Genomic DNA, 14,637 nt, shown 5'->3' on the forward strand with positions numbered 1-14,637 from the left:
GTGGGGTCAGTCCTTTCGAGGGCCCACGACGAACCCGGCTCGCGTCACGGCGAAGCGGGTCCGGCCGGAAGCCGGTCGGTGCAGGGGGATCGAGGTCGGGACGTCGTCGATGCCGCCGGCCGCCCACGGGTGGCAGCGGAGCAGACGGCGGGCCGCGAGGACGGAGCCGAGGACGAGCCCGTGGAGCTGGACCGCCTGGAGCGCGTACGCGGAGCACGAGGGGTAGTAACGGCAGACGTCCCCGTAGAGAGGGGACACGACCGCCCGGTAGACGATCAGGAGCAGGACGCCGATGTTCCGCGGCAGCAGGAGGATCGCCCACCCGAGCCGGGCGAACGGCGCCTCGCGGCGGGGGAGCACGGCGGTCACGAGGACGCCCCGCTCTTCCGCGCGGCTCGCGCCATCGCGGACCACACCTCGGAGCGCAGCTCCGACCAGGGGGCGTCGGCGCTGCCGGGCAGCGCGCGGACGACGACCTGGGTGCCGGGGTCGATCTCGGGGACGAGCTCGAACGCCACGGCCTTGAGCCGGCGGCGGACGGTGTTGCGCGTCACCGCGGTGCCGACCGTCTTGGCGACGATGAACCCGAACCGCGCCGGATCGCCCGCGGAGGACCGGCGGACATACGTGACGGTGTGCGGTCCTGTGGACCGCACACCGCGACGGACGACTGTCCGGTACTCGCCTCCGTGGACGATGCGATTGGCTCTGGCCAGCACCGCTGGTCGGTACCGCTCGCTGCTAGGCGGAGAGCTCGGTGCGCCCCTTGGCGCGGCGCGCGCTGAGGATGCCGCGGCCGGCACGGGTGCGCATGCGCAGACGGAAGCCGTGCACCTTGGCGCGACGACGGTTGTTCGGCTGGAAGGTTCGCTTGCTCATAATCAGATCTCCACGTACGTGTTCCGCGGCGCGAACCGGCACCACCCGCTCGGGCGGAGACTCGGATCCTCCGGGAAGAAGGGGTGCCCGGCTGCGGAATCCGCTCGGCCTGCGAGGGCCGCACGGACGACACCGGGCAGGCGTCAACTGATTTAAACTACGGCCTGTTCCGTCACCGGTCAAATGTGGACGGCGCGAAACCTCGATCATGCACACGGGACACGGGGTTCCGCGCATTGACACGCGGGTGTCGCTGTGGTGGATTTGTCTCCCGTCGGCTCCGTTCGTTACGGTGTTGAGCCGCAGTTATCCACAGGTGGGATCCGCGTCCTCCCGCACCCGCACAGGCATCGCTCGAGGCCGGTGGACAACCCTGTGGAGAGAGCGGCACTCGAGACCCGGCTCCGCGCCCGGTCCGCGACGCCCCTGCAGCGGGCGGCGACGGGTCCGGCGGAGACGGCGATCCCGCAGCGACTTCACAGCGACAGCACCCAGGACCGGAGACAGATGGCAGACGACACGTCGATGGTCGACGCGTGGAACGTGATCCTCGGCGCACTGTCCCGGGACGAGCGGATCACCGCTCCCCTCTACGGGTTCGTCTCGCTCGTGGAGCCCAAGGGCATTATGGCGGGCACCTTCTACCTGGAGGTCCCGAACGAGTTCACCCGCGGGATGCTCGAGCAGCGCGTGCGCGTGCCCCTGCTCAGCGCGATCGGGACGCTCGACGACTCCTTCGGCGTCACGACGTTCGCCTTCGTGGTGAACCCCGACATCGAGCACGAGCCCCTCAGCTCCCCGTCGTCGCAGGAGTCGATGAACCCGTTCGAGCCGATCACCGCCTCCTCGGCGACGGTCGCGCCGACCCGCGGGGTCGAGGAGCTGCGGACCGTGCCGGCGACCGACACCCGGCTGAACCCGAAGTACAGCTTCGACAACTTCGTCATCGGAGGCTCCAACCGGTTCGCGCACGCCGCGGCCGTCGCGGTCGCCGAGGCTCCCGCCAAGGCCTACAACCCGCTCTTCGTCTACGGCGACTCCGGGCTCGGCAAGACGCACCTCCTCCACGCCATCGGCCACTACGCGATGAGCCTCTACCCGGGGATCCGCGTGCGGTACGTCTCGAGCGAGGAGTTCACGAACGACTTCATCAACTCGATCGCGAACAACCGGGGCAACGCCTTCCACGGCCGCTACCGCAACGTCGACATCCTCCTGATCGACGACATCCAGTTCCTGCAGGGGAAGGCGGAGACGCAGGAGGCGTTCTTCCACACCTTCAACCAGCTGCACGACCACAACAAGCAGGTCGTGATCACGTCCGATCTGCCGCCGAAGGCACTGACGGGCTTCGAGGACCGGATGCGCTCGCGCTTCGAGTGGGGCCTCATCACCGATGTGCAGGCTCCCGACCTCGAGACCCGCATCGCGATCCTCCGCAAGAAGGCGGTCAGCGAGAAGCTGCTCGTGCCCGACGACATCCTCGAGTTCATGGCGTCGAAGGTGTCGAGCAACATCCGCGAGCTCGAGGGGACGCTCATCCGCGTCACCGCGTTCGCGAGCCTGAACCGGACGCCGGTCGACATGTCGCTCGTGCAGACCGTGCTGAAGGACCTGATCACGCTCGACGAGGACAACGTCATCTCGCCGGTCGACATCATCAACCACACCGCGGACTACTTCAAGCTCACGGTCGACGACCTCTACGGCTCGTCGCGCTCGCAGGCCGTCGCCACCGCGCGCCAGATCGCCATGTACCTGTGCCGCGAGCTGACGAACCTCTCGCTGCCCAAGATCGGCCAGCTGTTCGGCAACCGCGACCACACCACGGTCATGTACGCGAACAAGAAGATCTCGGAGCTCATGAAGGAGCGCCGCAGCATCTACAACCAGGTCACCGAGCTGACCACCCGCATCAAGACGAACCGCTAGCCGGCAGTCGTACGGTCCCCGGGACCACCTGTCCCAGGTGGCGTGCCCCGGGGTCCATCGGCGTCCGTGCGCCGTGGTCGGGTAGTCGCTCCCCTCTCCTCGTGTGAGGGGAGGGAGCGACGGGGATCGCGGCGCGAGCAGCAGGGCGTCGGTGTCGGCGCGCGTCGAGATCAGGCGAAGGCGCTGGCGGGGGTCTCGATACGGCTCGCTGGGGCTACTCGACCAGCATGAACCGCACGTGCTCAAGGGGTCCGGGTGAGCGGCTGAGCGGCCGGCGTGCGATCGGACGGTGTCGATCCGCCGAGCGACGGCCAGGAGAGCAGCGCAGGGGAGAGGGAGCGCGCATCGTCTTCCGCGCCGCTCGGACGGCGCGAGCCGCGTTCGACGGTCTCCGTCGTGACCCGGAGACGTCGTCGACGGACTCCTCGACCCACTGCGCGGGCCTCGGACACGCCGCCTCGCGCGCCTCGGAGGGCCGATTTCCACAGTGTGAGGAACCTGTGGATAACTGTGGACAACCGCCTCGGGACTGTGCGCCGGGAGAGCCCGCCTGTGGAGGGCGACCGGTCGGCTCGGATCGCTCCACAGGGCGTCCACGGGCCCGCTCACACTCCCTCCACAGGGGCGGGTCCCTCCGATCCCACCCAGGAGTAGGGGTCCGAAGCGTTTTCCACAGTTTCCACACGTGTTAACACTGTTAACGCAGTTCTCTCTTTAATGAAGCCTCGACCGGCAACCTCTCCACAGCGGCTCGGGAGTGCTCGGCGGTCCACCCCCTTCCGAGCTCGTCGAGCCCGGCGGGTACGATGGGCGACGGTCTTCGTCCGCGACTCGTCAGGGGTGTACTCGTGAGGTTCCAAGCCAACCGCGATGTCTTCAGCGAGGCGGTGTCCTTCGCGGTCAAGCTGCTTCCGCAGCGCACGACCCTGCCGATCCTCTCCGGAGTCCTCATCGAGGCGACCTCCGAGGGTCTGACGCTGTCCTCCTTCGACTACGAGGTGTCCGCGCAGACGCAGATCGCGGCCGACGTGGAGGAGACGGGGACCGTGCTCGTCTCGGGCCGTCTGCTCGCCGACATCGCGAACCGCCTCCCCAACGCTCCCGTGCGCATCGCCACGGAGGAGTCGCGCGTCTCGGTCTCGGCCGGCTCGGCGCACTTCACGCTCCTGCAGATGCCCGTGGAGGAGTACCCGAGCATCCCCGAGATCGATGCCTCCACCGGCCTCGTCCCGGCCGACGCCTTCGCGGCCGCCGTCTCGCAGGTGGCGGTCGCCGCATCCCGCGACGACGTGACCCCCGTCATCACCGGCGTGCAGCTCGAGATCACCGAGAACACGATCGGCCTCGTCGCGACGGACCGCTACCGCGTCGCCGTCCGCGAGATCGACTGGGACAACGGGGACAACCCCGCGCCCACCCAGCCGCTCACCGCCCTCGTGCCCGCGCGCACGCTGCAGGAGGTCGGCAAGACCTTCGGCCACTCCGGCACCGTCTCCGTCGCGATCACCAACCGCGACGAGCGCGAGCTGATCGCCTTCACCGCGGACCGCAAGACCGTCACGTCGCTGCTGATCAAGGGCAACTTCCCGCCCGTGAAGCGCCTCTTCCCCGCCTCCGTCGAGAACTACGCGGTCATGTCGACCAGCGACCTCATCGAGGCCACCCGCCGCGTCTCGCTCGTGCTCGAGCGAGAGGCGGCCCTCCGCTTCAGCTTCAGCAGCGACGGCCTCACCCTCGAGGCCATCGGCTCCGAGCAGGCGCAGGCGTCCGAGAGCATCGACGCGATCGTGACCGGCGACGACGTGGTCGTCTCGCTCAAGCCGCAGTTCCTGCTCGACGGCCTCGCCGCCGTCCACTCGGAGTTCGTGCGCATCGCGTTCACGAAGACCGAGAACCCCAACAAGCCCGGCCCCGTCCTGATCACCGCGCAGACCTCGCGGGAGCAGCCCGGCAGCGACAGCTACCGCTACCTGCTCCAGCCCAACCTGCTGCTGCGCTGACCACTCGCCGGATCGCAGAGCCGCGACCGCCCCGCTCCCGACGAGCGCCCGCCCGCCGGACAACGAATCCAGGAAGGTTCACCATGCACATCGGACTCGTCGGCCTCGGCAAGATGGGCGACAACATGCGCTCCCGCCTCCGCTCCAAGGGGCTCGAGGTCACCGGCTACGACCGCAATCCCGACGTCTCGGACGCGGCCTCTCTCGACGAGATGATCGCCGCACTCCCCTCGCCCCGCATCGTCTGGGTGATGGTGCCGGCCGGCGAGATCACCGACGCGGTCGTCAAGGACCTGTCGGAGAAGCTCAGCGAGGGCGACCTCGTCATCGACGGCGGCAACTCCCGCTTCACCGAGGACTTCAAGCACGACGCGCTGCTGAAGCCCAAGGGCATCCACTACATCGACGCGGGAGTCTCCGGCGGCGTCTGGGGACTCCAGAACGGCTACGGCCTGATGGTCGGCGGCCCGAAGGAGCTCGTCGAGTACGCCATGCCCGTCTTCGACGCGCTGCGCCCGGAGGGCCCCCGCGAGGAGGGCTTCGTCCACGTCGGCGAGGTCGGCGCCGGCCACTACGCGAAGATGGTCCACAACGGCATCGAGTACGCCCTGATGCAGGCGTTCGCCGAGGGCTACGAGCTGCTCGAGACCCGCAGCGACATCATCAAGGACGTCACCGGCACCTTCAAGGCGTGGCAGCGCGGCACGGTCGTGCGCTCCTGGCTGCTCGAGCTCCTCGTCCGCGCCCTCGAGCAGGACCCGGACTTCAAGAACATCGAGGGCTACGTGCAGGACTCGGGCGAGGGCCGCTGGACCATCGAGGAGGCCATCAACAACGCCGTCCCGGTGCCCACGATCAGCGCCTCGATCTTCGCCCGCTTCGTCTCCCGCCAGGAGGACTCCCCCGCGATGAAGGCCGTCGCAGCGCTCCGCAACCAGTTCGGCGGGCACTCCGTCAAGGCCGTCGACTGAGTGGGCTGGTGAGGACTGCCTCCGGCAGTCCTCACGGCGGTCGGCTTCCGGAGGGGGGCGCATTCCGCAGGGCCGGTGACGGACGGCGGACTGCGGCCCGCCGCCCCCGTGAGGCAGGGATGCTCTCACGGGGGCGGCGGGCCTCCGGCCGCCTCCACCTTGCTACCGGCGTCGGGCGGCGAGCCTGCGGCCGCCTTCACGGGCGGGGACGGGGCTCGGCCGATCATGGTGAGCGAGTAGTGGCCCCGGAGGGGCGTATCGGGATCCGCGTCCCGGACGGTTCCGCCGCCGTGCCGGTCGAGTAGCCCGAAGGGGTGTGTCGAGACCGGGGGCGCAGGCCAGGCCGGCAGGGGGAGAGCGGGCCGCAGGCGCCGGAGCGGGTGGATCGGCCGATCGGGACGGGCGAGGAGCCCGCAGGGGTGCAGGGAAGGCCCGCGACGACGGGTGGAGGAGAGGAGCGCGACGTGCAGGTGACGCAGCTGGCGCTCAGCGACTTCCGGAACTACGAGTCGGTCGACGTCGATCTCGTGCCCGGACCGAACCTCTTCGTCGGCCGCAACGGCCAGGGCAAGACGAACCTCGTCGAGTCGCTCGGCTACCTCTCCACCCTGGGCTCGCACCGCGTGTCGAGCGACCAGGCGCTCATCCGCGCCGGCCGGGACAGTGCCGTGGTGCGCGCCCGCCTCCGCAACGGCGAGCGCGACCTGCTGGCCGAGGTGCAGATCAACCGCTCCTCCCCCAACCGCGCGCAGATCAACCGCGGCGGGATCAAGCCGCGCGAGCTCCCCCGCTTCTTCTCCAGCGTCCTCTTCGCGCCGGAGGACCTCCTCCTCATCCGCGGCGACCCGTCGGCCCGCCGCCGCTTCCTCGACCAGCTGGTGATCCTCCGCTCCCCGCGGATGAGCGCCGTCCAGGCCGACTACGAGCGGGTGCTGCGCCAGCGCAACTCGCTGCTCAAGTCCGCACGGGCGAGCGGCGTCCGCGACCCCTCGAAGCTCGGGACCCTCGACATCTGGGACGAGCGCCTGATCGCGCTCGGGACCGAGATCATGCAGTCGCGCCTCACCCTGGTGGAGGAGCTGAGCGGACCGGTGCGCGCCGCGTACGAGGCGGTCGCCGGTGCCGACCAGCGTCCGGTGCTCCGCTCCCGCCTGAGCATCGAGGGCGCGGTCGACGACGACGGCGAGCCCGTGGAGCAGCCGGGCGCCGCGTCACCGGCGGCGGGCGAGGGACTGGCGGAGGCGTTCGCGTCCGCGCTGGCCGGGGTGCGACGCCGCGAGCTCGACCGGGGCGTCTCCCTCGTCGGCCCGCACCGCGACGACGTGCAGTTCGAGCTGAACGCGCTGCCGGCCAAGGGCTACGCCAGCCACGGCGAGAGCTGGTCGTTCGCCCTGGCGCTGAAGCTGGGCGCCGCGGAGCTGCTCCGGCGCGACTCCCCCATGGGCGATCCGGTGCTGATGCTCGACGACGTCTTCGCCGAGCTGGACGCGCGCCGGCGCGAGCGCCTCGCCTCGGTGGTCGCCGACTACGAGCAGGTCCTGATCACCGCGGCCGTCTTCGACGACGTCCCGGAGGCGCTGGCCGCGCACACCGTGCGGATCGAGGCCGGCCGGATCGTCGGCACGGGCGCCACCGCCGCGCCGATCGCCGTGCCGGAGCCGATCGCACCCGACTCCGCCTCGTCCGATCCTGTGTCCTCCGACTCCCCTCCTCCCGGTCCCGAGTCCTCCCGCTCCTCTTCTCCCGATCCGGTCTCGTCCGTTTCCCCTTCTCCTGGCGCCGTCTCCTCCGCCGCGGCGTCCTCCGCGGAGCCCGCGTCCCCAGCGCCGGCGTCCACAGATCCCGCGTCCCCGGAGCCGCCCGCCCCGTCGGAGCCGTCCGATGGCTGACTCCCCCCGCCGCGGAGCCCCCGCACCCGACTCCGAGGCCGCCCGCGTCTACCGCCACCTCAAGGAGGTGTTCGGCGCCGACGGCCCGCGCCGCATCCGGAAGACCGTCGAGCGCGCCGAGCCCAAGGGCGACGCGATCCCGTTCGGCAAGGGCCGCGACCCGCACGACCTCGGCGACGTCCTCGACTCCCTCACCGTGAAGCTCGGCTGGACGGCACCGCTGGCGCAGGGCGACCTGATGTCGTCGTGGACGGCGATCGCCGGCGAGGAGACCGCGAAGCACTCGACTCCGGTGGGCGTCGTCGACGGCGTGCTGACGGTCGCGTGCGAGTCCACGGCGTGGTCGACCCAGCTCCGGCTGATGCGGATCGAGATCATGAACCACATCGCGGTGAACTTCCCCGACGCGGGCATCGCGTCGATCCGTTTCCAGGGCCCGGACGTCCCGAACTGGAAAAAGGGTCCCAGGTCGATTCCAGGGCGTGGTCCGCGCGACACCTACGGCTGAGGACGCATTTTCGGTCGACCGCCGATCTTTCGCGCCTCAGATCGCCGTCCAGCGCTTCGGATCGACCCGGCACGCGGTAGAATGGAGGGCCGCCGAACCGCAGTGACGCCGCCGCGCGGGCGATCTCCAGATCACCGTGCGCGTCGCGACGGACCGTCAGAGGAGAACTCCACAGCTATGACTCACGAGCCGAACGACTCCACGTCACCCGCAGCGAACGACCTGGACGCGAACGGCTCAGCAGCCCCCTCCGCTCCGCACGAGAGCATGTCGACCAAGTCGTCCGGTGACTACGGCGCGAACCAGATCCAGGTCCTCGAGGGCCTCGAGGCGGTCCGCAAGCGCCCCGGCATGTACATCGGATCCACGGGTCCGCGCGGTCTGCACCACCTGGTCTACGAGATCGTCGACAACGCCGTCGACGAGGCGCTCGCGGGCTACTGCGACAACATCGAGATCCTGATGCGCGCCGACGGAGGCGTCACCGTCTCCGACAACGGCCGCGGCATCCCGGTCGACATGCACCCGACCGAGGGCATCTCCACGGTCGAGCTGGTCCTCACCGTGCTGCACGCCGGCGGCAAGTTCGGCGGCGGCGGCTACGCGGTCTCCGGCGGCCTGCACGGCGTCGGCTCCTCCGTGGTCAACGCGCTGTCGACGCGACTCGACGTCGAGGTCAAGCGCCAGGGCGCCGTGTACCGGATGAGCTTCACCGACGGAGTGCCGGACGCCCCGCTCGAGAAGGGCGAGGCCAGCGACGAGACCGGCACGACGATCACCTTCTGGCCCAACGCCGGCATCTTCGAGACGGTCGAGTTCGACTACGAGACCCTGCGCGCGCGCTTCCAGCAGATGGCGTTCCTCAACAAGGGCCTGCGCATCGCGCTGACCGACCAGAACGAGGTCGAGTTCGAGGGGGAGGGCGAGAACGAGACCGAGGGCGACCGGACCGACGTCTTCCACTACGAGAAGGGCCTCGTCGACTACGTCGAGTACATCAACTCGCTGAAGAAGTCGGACCTCGTGCACTCCGAGATCATCGATTTCGAGTCCGAGGACACCGAGCGCCGCATCTCGCTCGAGGTCGCCATGCAGTGGACCACGGCCTACACCGAGAGCGTCCACACCTACGCGAACACCATCAACACCCACGAGGGCGGCACCCACGAGGAGGGCTTCCGCGCCGCGCTGACCACTCTGGTCAACCGCTACGCGCGCGCGAACAACCTGCTCAAGGAGAAGGACGAGAACCTCTCGGGCGACGACATCCGCGAGGGCCTCACCGCCGTCGTGTCGATCAAGCTCGGCGAGCCGCAGTTCGAGGGCCAGACCAAGACGAAGCTCGGCAACACCGAGGCGAAGGCGTTCGTGCAGCGCGTGGCCGGCGAGCAGCTGGCCGACTGGTTCGACCGCAACCCGAGCCAGGCCAAGGACATCATCCGCAAGGCGATCCAGGCGGCCTCGGCCCGCATGGCGGCGCGCAAGGCGCGCGAGACCGCCCGCCGCAAGGGCCTGCTCGAGGGCGGCGGCATGCCGGGCAAGCTCAAGGACTGCCAGTCCAAGGACCCGTCGATCTCCGAGATCTTCATCGTCGAGGGCGACTCGGCGGGAGGATCCGCGGTGCAGGGCCGCAATCCCGAGACGCAGGCGATCCTCCCCCTCCGCGGGAAGATCCTCAACGTCGAGAAGGCCCGGCTCGACCGCGCTCTCGGCAACAACGAGGTCCAGGCGATGATCACGGCGTTCGGCGCCGGCATCGGCGAGGACTTCAACCCCGACAAGGCGCGGTACCACAAGATCATCCTGATGGCCGACGCCGACGTCGACGGCCAGCACATCACGACGCTGCTGCTGACGCTCCTCTTCCGCTACATGCGCCCGCTGATCGACCTCGGCTACGTCTACCTCGCGCAGCCGCCGCTGTACCGCCTCAAGTGGTCGAACTCCCCGCACGAGTACGTCTACAGCGACCGCGAGCGCGACGCCCTGATCGCGCACGGCTCGGCGACCAACAAGCGCATGCCCAAGGAGAACGGCATCCAGCGCTACAAGGGCCTCGGCGAGATGGACTACAAGGAGCTGTGGGAGACCACGATGGACCCCGCCACGCGGACCCTCCTCCAGGTCACGCTCGACGACGCGGCCGCGGCCGACGAGATCTTCTCCACTCTCATGGGCGAGGACGTCGAGTCCCGCCGTTCCTTCATCCAGAAGAATGCGAAGGACGTGCGCTTCCTCGACATCTAGTGGTCGAGGAAGCGGACGTCCTTCGAAAGACGGCGGCCGGGCGGTCCAGTGGACCGTCCTCGCGACCACCTCGAACACGTGACGGCGGCCCTCGATGGGCCGCATCCTCGACCAGAACACGACAGTAGCCCTCACCGGCCCGCACACCTGACACCCAGCGCGACCGCCGCCCCCGCTCCTCCGGGGCACGGACCCACCTGAGAGACCAGAGATCATGGCAGAAGAACCCACCACCCCCACCGGCCCGGACGAGAGCGACGACATCGTCACCGAGACCGGTGTGGTGATCCACGGTCACGACAAGATCGAGCCGGTCGACCTGCAGCTCGAGATGCAGCGCTCCTACCTCGACTACGCGATGAGCGTCATCGTCGGGCGAGCCCTGCCGGAGGTGCGCGACGGCCTGAAGCCCGTGCACCGCCGCGTGATCTACGCCATGTACGACGGCGGCTACCGGCCCGACAAGGCGTTCTCGAAGTGCTCGCGCGTCGTCGGCGACGTGATGGGCCAGTTCCACCCGCACGGCGACTCCGCGATCTACGACGCGCTGGTCCGCCTGGTGCAGCCGTGGAGCCTCCGCTACCCGCTCGCGCTCGGGCAGGGCAACTTCGGCTCCCCCGGCAACGACGGCGCCGCCGCCCCCCGGTACACCGAGACCAAGATGGCGCCGCTCGCGCTCGAGATGGTCCGCGACATCGACAAGAACACCGTCGACTTCCAGGACAACTACGACGGCCGCACGCGCGAGCCGGCGATCCTGCCGGCCCGGTTCCCGAACCTGCTCGTCAACGGCTCCGTCGGCATCGCGGTCGGCATGGCGACCAACATCCCGCCGCACAACCTGCGCGAGGTCGCCGCCGGCGCCAAGTGGGCGCTCGAGAACCCCGACGCGACGCGCGAGGAGCTCCTCGAGGCGCTGCTGCAGCGGATCAAGGGACCCGACTTCCCCACCGGTGCGCAGATCCTCGGCGTCCGCGGCATCCAGGACGCGTACCGCACCGGCCGCGGCTCGATCACGATGCGCGCCGTCGTCTCCATCGAGGAGATCCAGGGCCGCACCTGCCTCGTCGTCACCGAGCTGCCGTACCAGGTGAACCCGGACAACCTGGCGATCAAGATCGCCGAGCTGGTCAAGGACGGGCGCGTCTCGGGCATCGCCGACATCCGCGACGAGACCTCCGGTCGCACCGGCCAGCGCCTCGTCGTCGTCCTCAAGCGCGACGCCGTGGCGAAGGTGGTGCTGAACAACCTCTACAAGCACACGCCGCTGCAGGAGAACTTCGGCGCGAACATGCTCGCGATCGTCGACGGCATCCCGCGCACGCTCTCGCTCGACGGCTTCATCCGCGCGTGGGTCGACCACCAGGTCGAGGTCATCGTGCGCCGCACCCAGTACCTCCTCGACGAGGCGGAGGCGCGGATCCACATCCTGCGCGGCTACCTCAAGGCGCTCGACGCGCTCGACGAGGTCATCGCCCTCATCCGCCGCTCCCCCACCGTGGAGGAGGCGCGCGACGGTCTGATGGAGCTGCTCGACATCGACGAGGTGCAGTCCCGCGCCATCCTCGACATGCAGCTGCGCCGCCTCGCGGCCCTCGAGCGCCAGAAGATCATCGACGAGCACGACCGGATCCAGGCCGAGATCGAGGACTACAAGTCGATCCTCGCGAGCCCCGAGCGCCAGCGCACGATCATCTCGGACGAGCTCGACGAGATCGTCGACCGCTTCGGCGACGACCGCCGCACCGAGATCCTCTTCGGATTCGACGGCGACATGAGCGTCGAGGACCTGATCCCCGAGGAGGAGATGGTCGTCACCGTCACCCGCGGCGGCTACCTCAAGCGCACCCGGAGCGACTCCTACCGGGCGCAGCACCGCGGCGGCCGCGGCGTGCGCGGCGCGCAGCTGAAGGCCGACGACATCGTCGAGCACTTCTTCGTCACCACCACGCACCACTGGCTGCTGTTCTTCACGAACACCGGTCGCGTGTACCGCGCCAAGACCTACGAGCTGCAGGAGGCCGGCCGCGACGCCAAGGGCCAGCACATCGCGAACCTGCTCGCGCTCGAGCCGGGGGAGCAGATCGCGCAGATCCTCGACATCCGCGACTACGAGGCGGCCCGCTACCTCGTGCTCGCCACGCGCGACGGCCTCGTGAAGAAGACGGCCCTCTCGGAGTACGACACGAACCGCTCCGGCGGCATCATCGCGATCAAGCTGCGCGACGGCGACGAGCTCGTCTCGGCGCTCCTGGTCGAGGAGGACAGCGACGTGCTGCTGGTCTCCCGCAAGGGCATGTCGATCCGCTTCACCGCGTCCGACGAGGCGCTGCGTCCGATGGGCCGCTCCACCTCCGGAGTCCGCGGCATGTCGTTCCGCGGAGAGGACCGCCTCCTCGACGCCAACGTCGTCAGTGACGAGGGCTTCGTGTTCGTGGTCACCGAGGGCGGCTACGCCAAGCGCACCGCGGTCGACCAGTACCGCCTCCAGGGACGCGGCGGGCTGGGCATCAAGGTGGCCAAGCTGGAGGAGAAGCGCGGCGACCTCGTGGGCGCCATCATCACCGGAGAGGACGACGAGGTGCTCGTCGTGCTCGCCAGCGGCAAGGTGGTACGCTCTGCGGTGGCCGAGGTACCGGCCAAGGGTCGCGACACCATGGGAGTCGTCTTCGCACGATTCGCTGAGGACGACCGCATCATCGCACTCGCCAAGAACACCGAACGCAATCTCGACGCCCAGGACGAGGATCCCGACGCCGCGGCGCCGGCCGAGTCCGCCCCGGTGTCGGAGGAGGATGGGTCCGTAGATGAGTAGCACCGTCGCCGAGAAGCTCGCCAGGAAGTCCGCGAAGAGCCCGGCGGCGAAGCAGGTCCGCCTGAAGCTCGTCTACGTCGACTTCTGGTCGGCCGTGAAGCTCTCGTTCCTGCTGGGTCTGACGCTCGCGATCATCACGATCGTCGTCGTCTACCTGGTCTACACGGTCCTGGCCCAGACGGGAGTGTTCGACGAGGTCAACGGCCTCGTGCAAGACATCGCCGGCGCCGAGGCGTTCGACCTCAACACGATCATCTCGCTGCCGCAGGTCATGGGCTTCGCGATCGTCGTCGCGGTGCTGAACACCATCGTCACCACCGCGCTCGGCGCGATCGTGGCGCTGCTGTACAACCTCAGCGTCAAGATCACCGGCGGCCTCCTGGTGGGCTTCACCAACCAGTAGGGCGCACGGTCCGGCCGATTGGGATTCCTGCTCGATGTCGGGTAGAGTCTCCTCTGGCCATTCCGGGGGTATAGCTCAGGCGGTTAGAGCGCTTCACTGATAATGAAGAGGTCCCAGGTTCAAGTCCTGGTACCCCCACCCGGTCCGAACGGCCCGTCACCTCGCGGTGGCGGGCCGTTCGACTCTCGGAGACGGATCGCCCCGTCTCCGGCCCGGGGCCTTAGCTCAGTTGGTAGAGCGCCTGCTTTGCAAGCAGGATGTCAGGAGTTCGAATCTCCTAGGCTCCACACTTCCTCCCCTCTCGCGGGTGCTCCCCCTTCGCCGGCCCTTCTGGTCCACCGGCCCACGGCACTCCGGGTCCTCCGCCGTCGCAAGGTCACCGTGTCGAGGTCTTCGGCGGCCTCTCCTGTCGCCGACCGTGCGGTCGTGCGATCGAGGTCGCCGCTCGGACGGCCGAGCCGCCCGCTCAGCGGTTCACGCAGGCGAGGCCGAGGAACTGCTGGACCGAGAGGGTCTCGGACGTGCCGTCGCGGATGTCGCCGACGATGATCTCGCCGACGGAGAGCGTGTCGAACTGCTCGGCCGTGAAGACGACCGGGCGGGCGAGCACGGAGCGGTCGGTCGCGTAGGCGCCCAGCGCGAGGTAGACGCCGAGCGGGAACCGCTCGATCACCGTGTCGGCCGGCCAGACCGTGGATCCGGAGAGGTCGGTCGCGCCCAGCTGCGTGACCGGGGACGGGGAGACCCAGCGGGTGACCCTCCGCAGCCCGTCGCCGATGGTCAGGGGGGCGGAGTCGGAGGCGGCGAGGTCGAGGCCGTCGACGGATCCCGAGCACACGACGACGACGCCGAGGACCTCGCCGCGCTCGCCGCCCCGTCCGAGCCCGACCGCGGCCGTGGTCACCGGCTCCTCGGAGGCGCATCCCGAGAGCGCGAGGGCGCCGAGCAGAACGACGGTGCTCGCGAGCGCGGCGCGACGGTGCATGGGTCCTC

The 14,637-nt window shown here is 69.4% G+C and carries 11 protein-coding genes, 2 tRNA genes and 1 pseudogene; 10 read left to right on the forward strand and 4 right to left on the reverse strand.

Translation table 11 applies throughout. The annotated features are described in order from the left end of the window. Positions 1 to 6: 6 nt before the first annotated feature. From yidD to rpmH, 3 genes are read right to left on the reverse strand one after another with little or no spacing between them, the layout of a single operon-like run. Complete coding sequence (gene yidD, locus C5C36_RS04095) at positions 7 to 360, reverse strand: membrane protein insertion efficiency factor YidD (RefSeq protein ID WP_244230695.1); 354 nt, start codon at positions 358 to 360, stop codon at positions 7 to 9. Positions 361 to 365: 5 nt separating this feature from the next. After that, positions 366 to 719, reverse strand: a complete 354-nt coding sequence (gene rnpA, locus C5C36_RS04100; protein WP_104222680.1) for a ribonuclease P protein component — start codon at positions 717 to 719, stop codon at positions 366 to 368. Positions 720 to 741: 22 nt separating this feature from the next. Continuing rightward, positions 742 to 879 (reverse strand): 50S ribosomal protein L34, encoded by a 138-nt coding sequence (gene rpmH / locus C5C36_RS04105; protein WP_055784512.1) that lies wholly within the window; start codon positions 877 to 879, stop codon positions 742 to 744. Between the two features lie 627 nt (positions 880 to 1,506). Here rpmH and dnaA point away from each other — a divergent pair. From dnaA to C5C36_RS04155, 10 genes and pseudogenes are all read left to right on the forward strand, one after another. Further along, positions 1,507 to 2,811: a chromosomal replication initiator protein DnaA gene (gene dnaA / locus C5C36_RS04110; RefSeq protein WP_374952921.1), complete on the forward strand. Its 1,305-nt coding sequence runs from the start codon at positions 1,507 to 1,509 to the stop codon at positions 2,809 to 2,811. A gap of 848 nt (positions 2,812 to 3,659) precedes the next feature. Then, positions 3,660 to 4,811 (forward strand): DNA polymerase III subunit beta, encoded by a 1,152-nt coding sequence (gene dnaN, locus C5C36_RS04115; RefSeq protein WP_104222678.1) that lies wholly within the window; start codon positions 3,660 to 3,662, stop codon positions 4,809 to 4,811. Positions 4,812 to 4,894: 83 nt separating this feature from the next. Further along, positions 4,895 to 5,782, forward strand: coding sequence for a phosphogluconate dehydrogenase (NAD(+)-dependent, decarboxylating) (gene gnd, locus C5C36_RS04120; protein WP_104222677.1), 888 nt, complete (start codon positions 4,895 to 4,897; stop codon positions 5,780 to 5,782). A gap of 464 nt (positions 5,783 to 6,246) precedes the next feature. Beyond that, positions 6,247 to 7,401 (forward strand): annotated as a pseudogene (recF, locus tag C5C36_RS04125) (DNA replication/repair protein RecF); the annotation flags it as partial. Between the two features lie 262 nt (positions 7,402 to 7,663). After that, positions 7,664 to 8,179 carry a DUF721 domain-containing protein gene (locus C5C36_RS04130; RefSeq protein WP_104237766.1) on the forward strand — a complete coding sequence of 172 codons (516 nt, stop codon included), beginning with the start codon at positions 7,664 to 7,666 and terminating at the stop codon, positions 8,177 to 8,179. Positions 8,180 to 8,446: 267 nt separating this feature from the next. Continuing rightward, the gene (gene gyrB / locus C5C36_RS04135; protein ID WP_208543372.1) at positions 8,447 to 10,426 is read left to right on the forward strand and encodes a DNA topoisomerase (ATP-hydrolyzing) subunit B; all 1,980 of its coding nucleotides are present in this window, start codon (positions 8,447 to 8,449) and stop codon (positions 10,424 to 10,426) included. A gap of 214 nt (positions 10,427 to 10,640) precedes the next feature. Then, on the forward strand, positions 10,641 to 13,241 hold the full coding sequence (gyrA, locus tag C5C36_RS04140; RefSeq protein WP_104222674.1) for a DNA gyrase subunit A: 2,601 nt from the start codon (positions 10,641 to 10,643) through the stop codon (positions 13,239 to 13,241). Continuing rightward, positions 13,234 to 13,644, forward strand: a complete 411-nt coding sequence (locus tag C5C36_RS04145) for a DUF3566 domain-containing protein (RefSeq protein ID WP_104222673.1) — start codon at positions 13,234 to 13,236, stop codon at positions 13,642 to 13,644. Before gyrA ends, C5C36_RS04145 begins: the two co-directional genes overlap by 8 nt. 64 nt (positions 13,645 to 13,708) lie before the next feature. Further along, a tRNA-Ile gene (locus C5C36_RS04150) sits at positions 13,709 to 13,782 on the forward strand. A gap of 76 nt (positions 13,783 to 13,858) precedes the next feature. Beyond that, positions 13,859 to 13,931, forward strand: a tRNA-Ala gene (locus C5C36_RS04155). Between the two features lie 179 nt (positions 13,932 to 14,110). On the opposite strand, the gene C5C36_RS04160 is transcribed toward C5C36_RS04155, so the two are convergent. Then, positions 14,111 to 14,629 (reverse strand): hypothetical protein, encoded by a 519-nt coding sequence (locus C5C36_RS04160; protein WP_104309310.1) that lies wholly within the window; start codon positions 14,627 to 14,629, stop codon positions 14,111 to 14,113. Positions 14,630 to 14,637: the final 8 nt, after the last annotated feature.

Source organism: Rathayibacter sp. AY1G1 (genome assembly GCF_002932095.1).
Lineage (GTDB): Bacteria > Actinomycetota > Actinomycetes > Actinomycetales > Microbacteriaceae > Rathayibacter.

Excerpts from the sequence above, each read along its gene's own strand:
- rpmH (WP_055784512.1), bottom strand. The coding sequence starts at position 879 with ATGAGCAAGCGAACCTTCCAGCCGAACAACCGTCGTCGCGCCAAGGTG.
- dnaA (WP_374952921.1), top strand. The coding sequence starts at position 1,507 with ATGGCGGGCACCTTCTACCTGGAGGTCCCGAACGAGTTCACCCGCGGG.
- gnd (WP_104222677.1), top strand. The coding sequence starts at position 4,895 with ATGCACATCGGACTCGTCGGCCTCGGCAAGATGGGCGACAACATGCGC.
- C5C36_RS04130 (WP_104237766.1), top strand. The coding sequence starts at position 7,664 with ATGGCTGACTCCCCCCGCCGCGGAGCCCCCGCACCCGACTCCGAGGCC.
- gyrB (WP_208543372.1), top strand. The coding sequence starts at position 8,447 with ATGTCGACCAAGTCGTCCGGTGACTACGGCGCGAACCAGATCCAGGTC.
- gyrA (WP_104222674.1), top strand. The coding sequence starts at position 10,641 with ATGGCAGAAGAACCCACCACCCCCACCGGCCCGGACGAGAGCGACGAC.
- C5C36_RS04145 (WP_104222673.1), top strand. The coding sequence starts at position 13,234 with ATGAGTAGCACCGTCGCCGAGAAGCTCGCCAGGAAGTCCGCGAAGAGC.
- C5C36_RS04160 (WP_104309310.1), bottom strand. The coding sequence starts at position 14,629 with ATGCACCGTCGCGCCGCGCTCGCGAGCACCGTCGTTCTGCTCGGCGCC.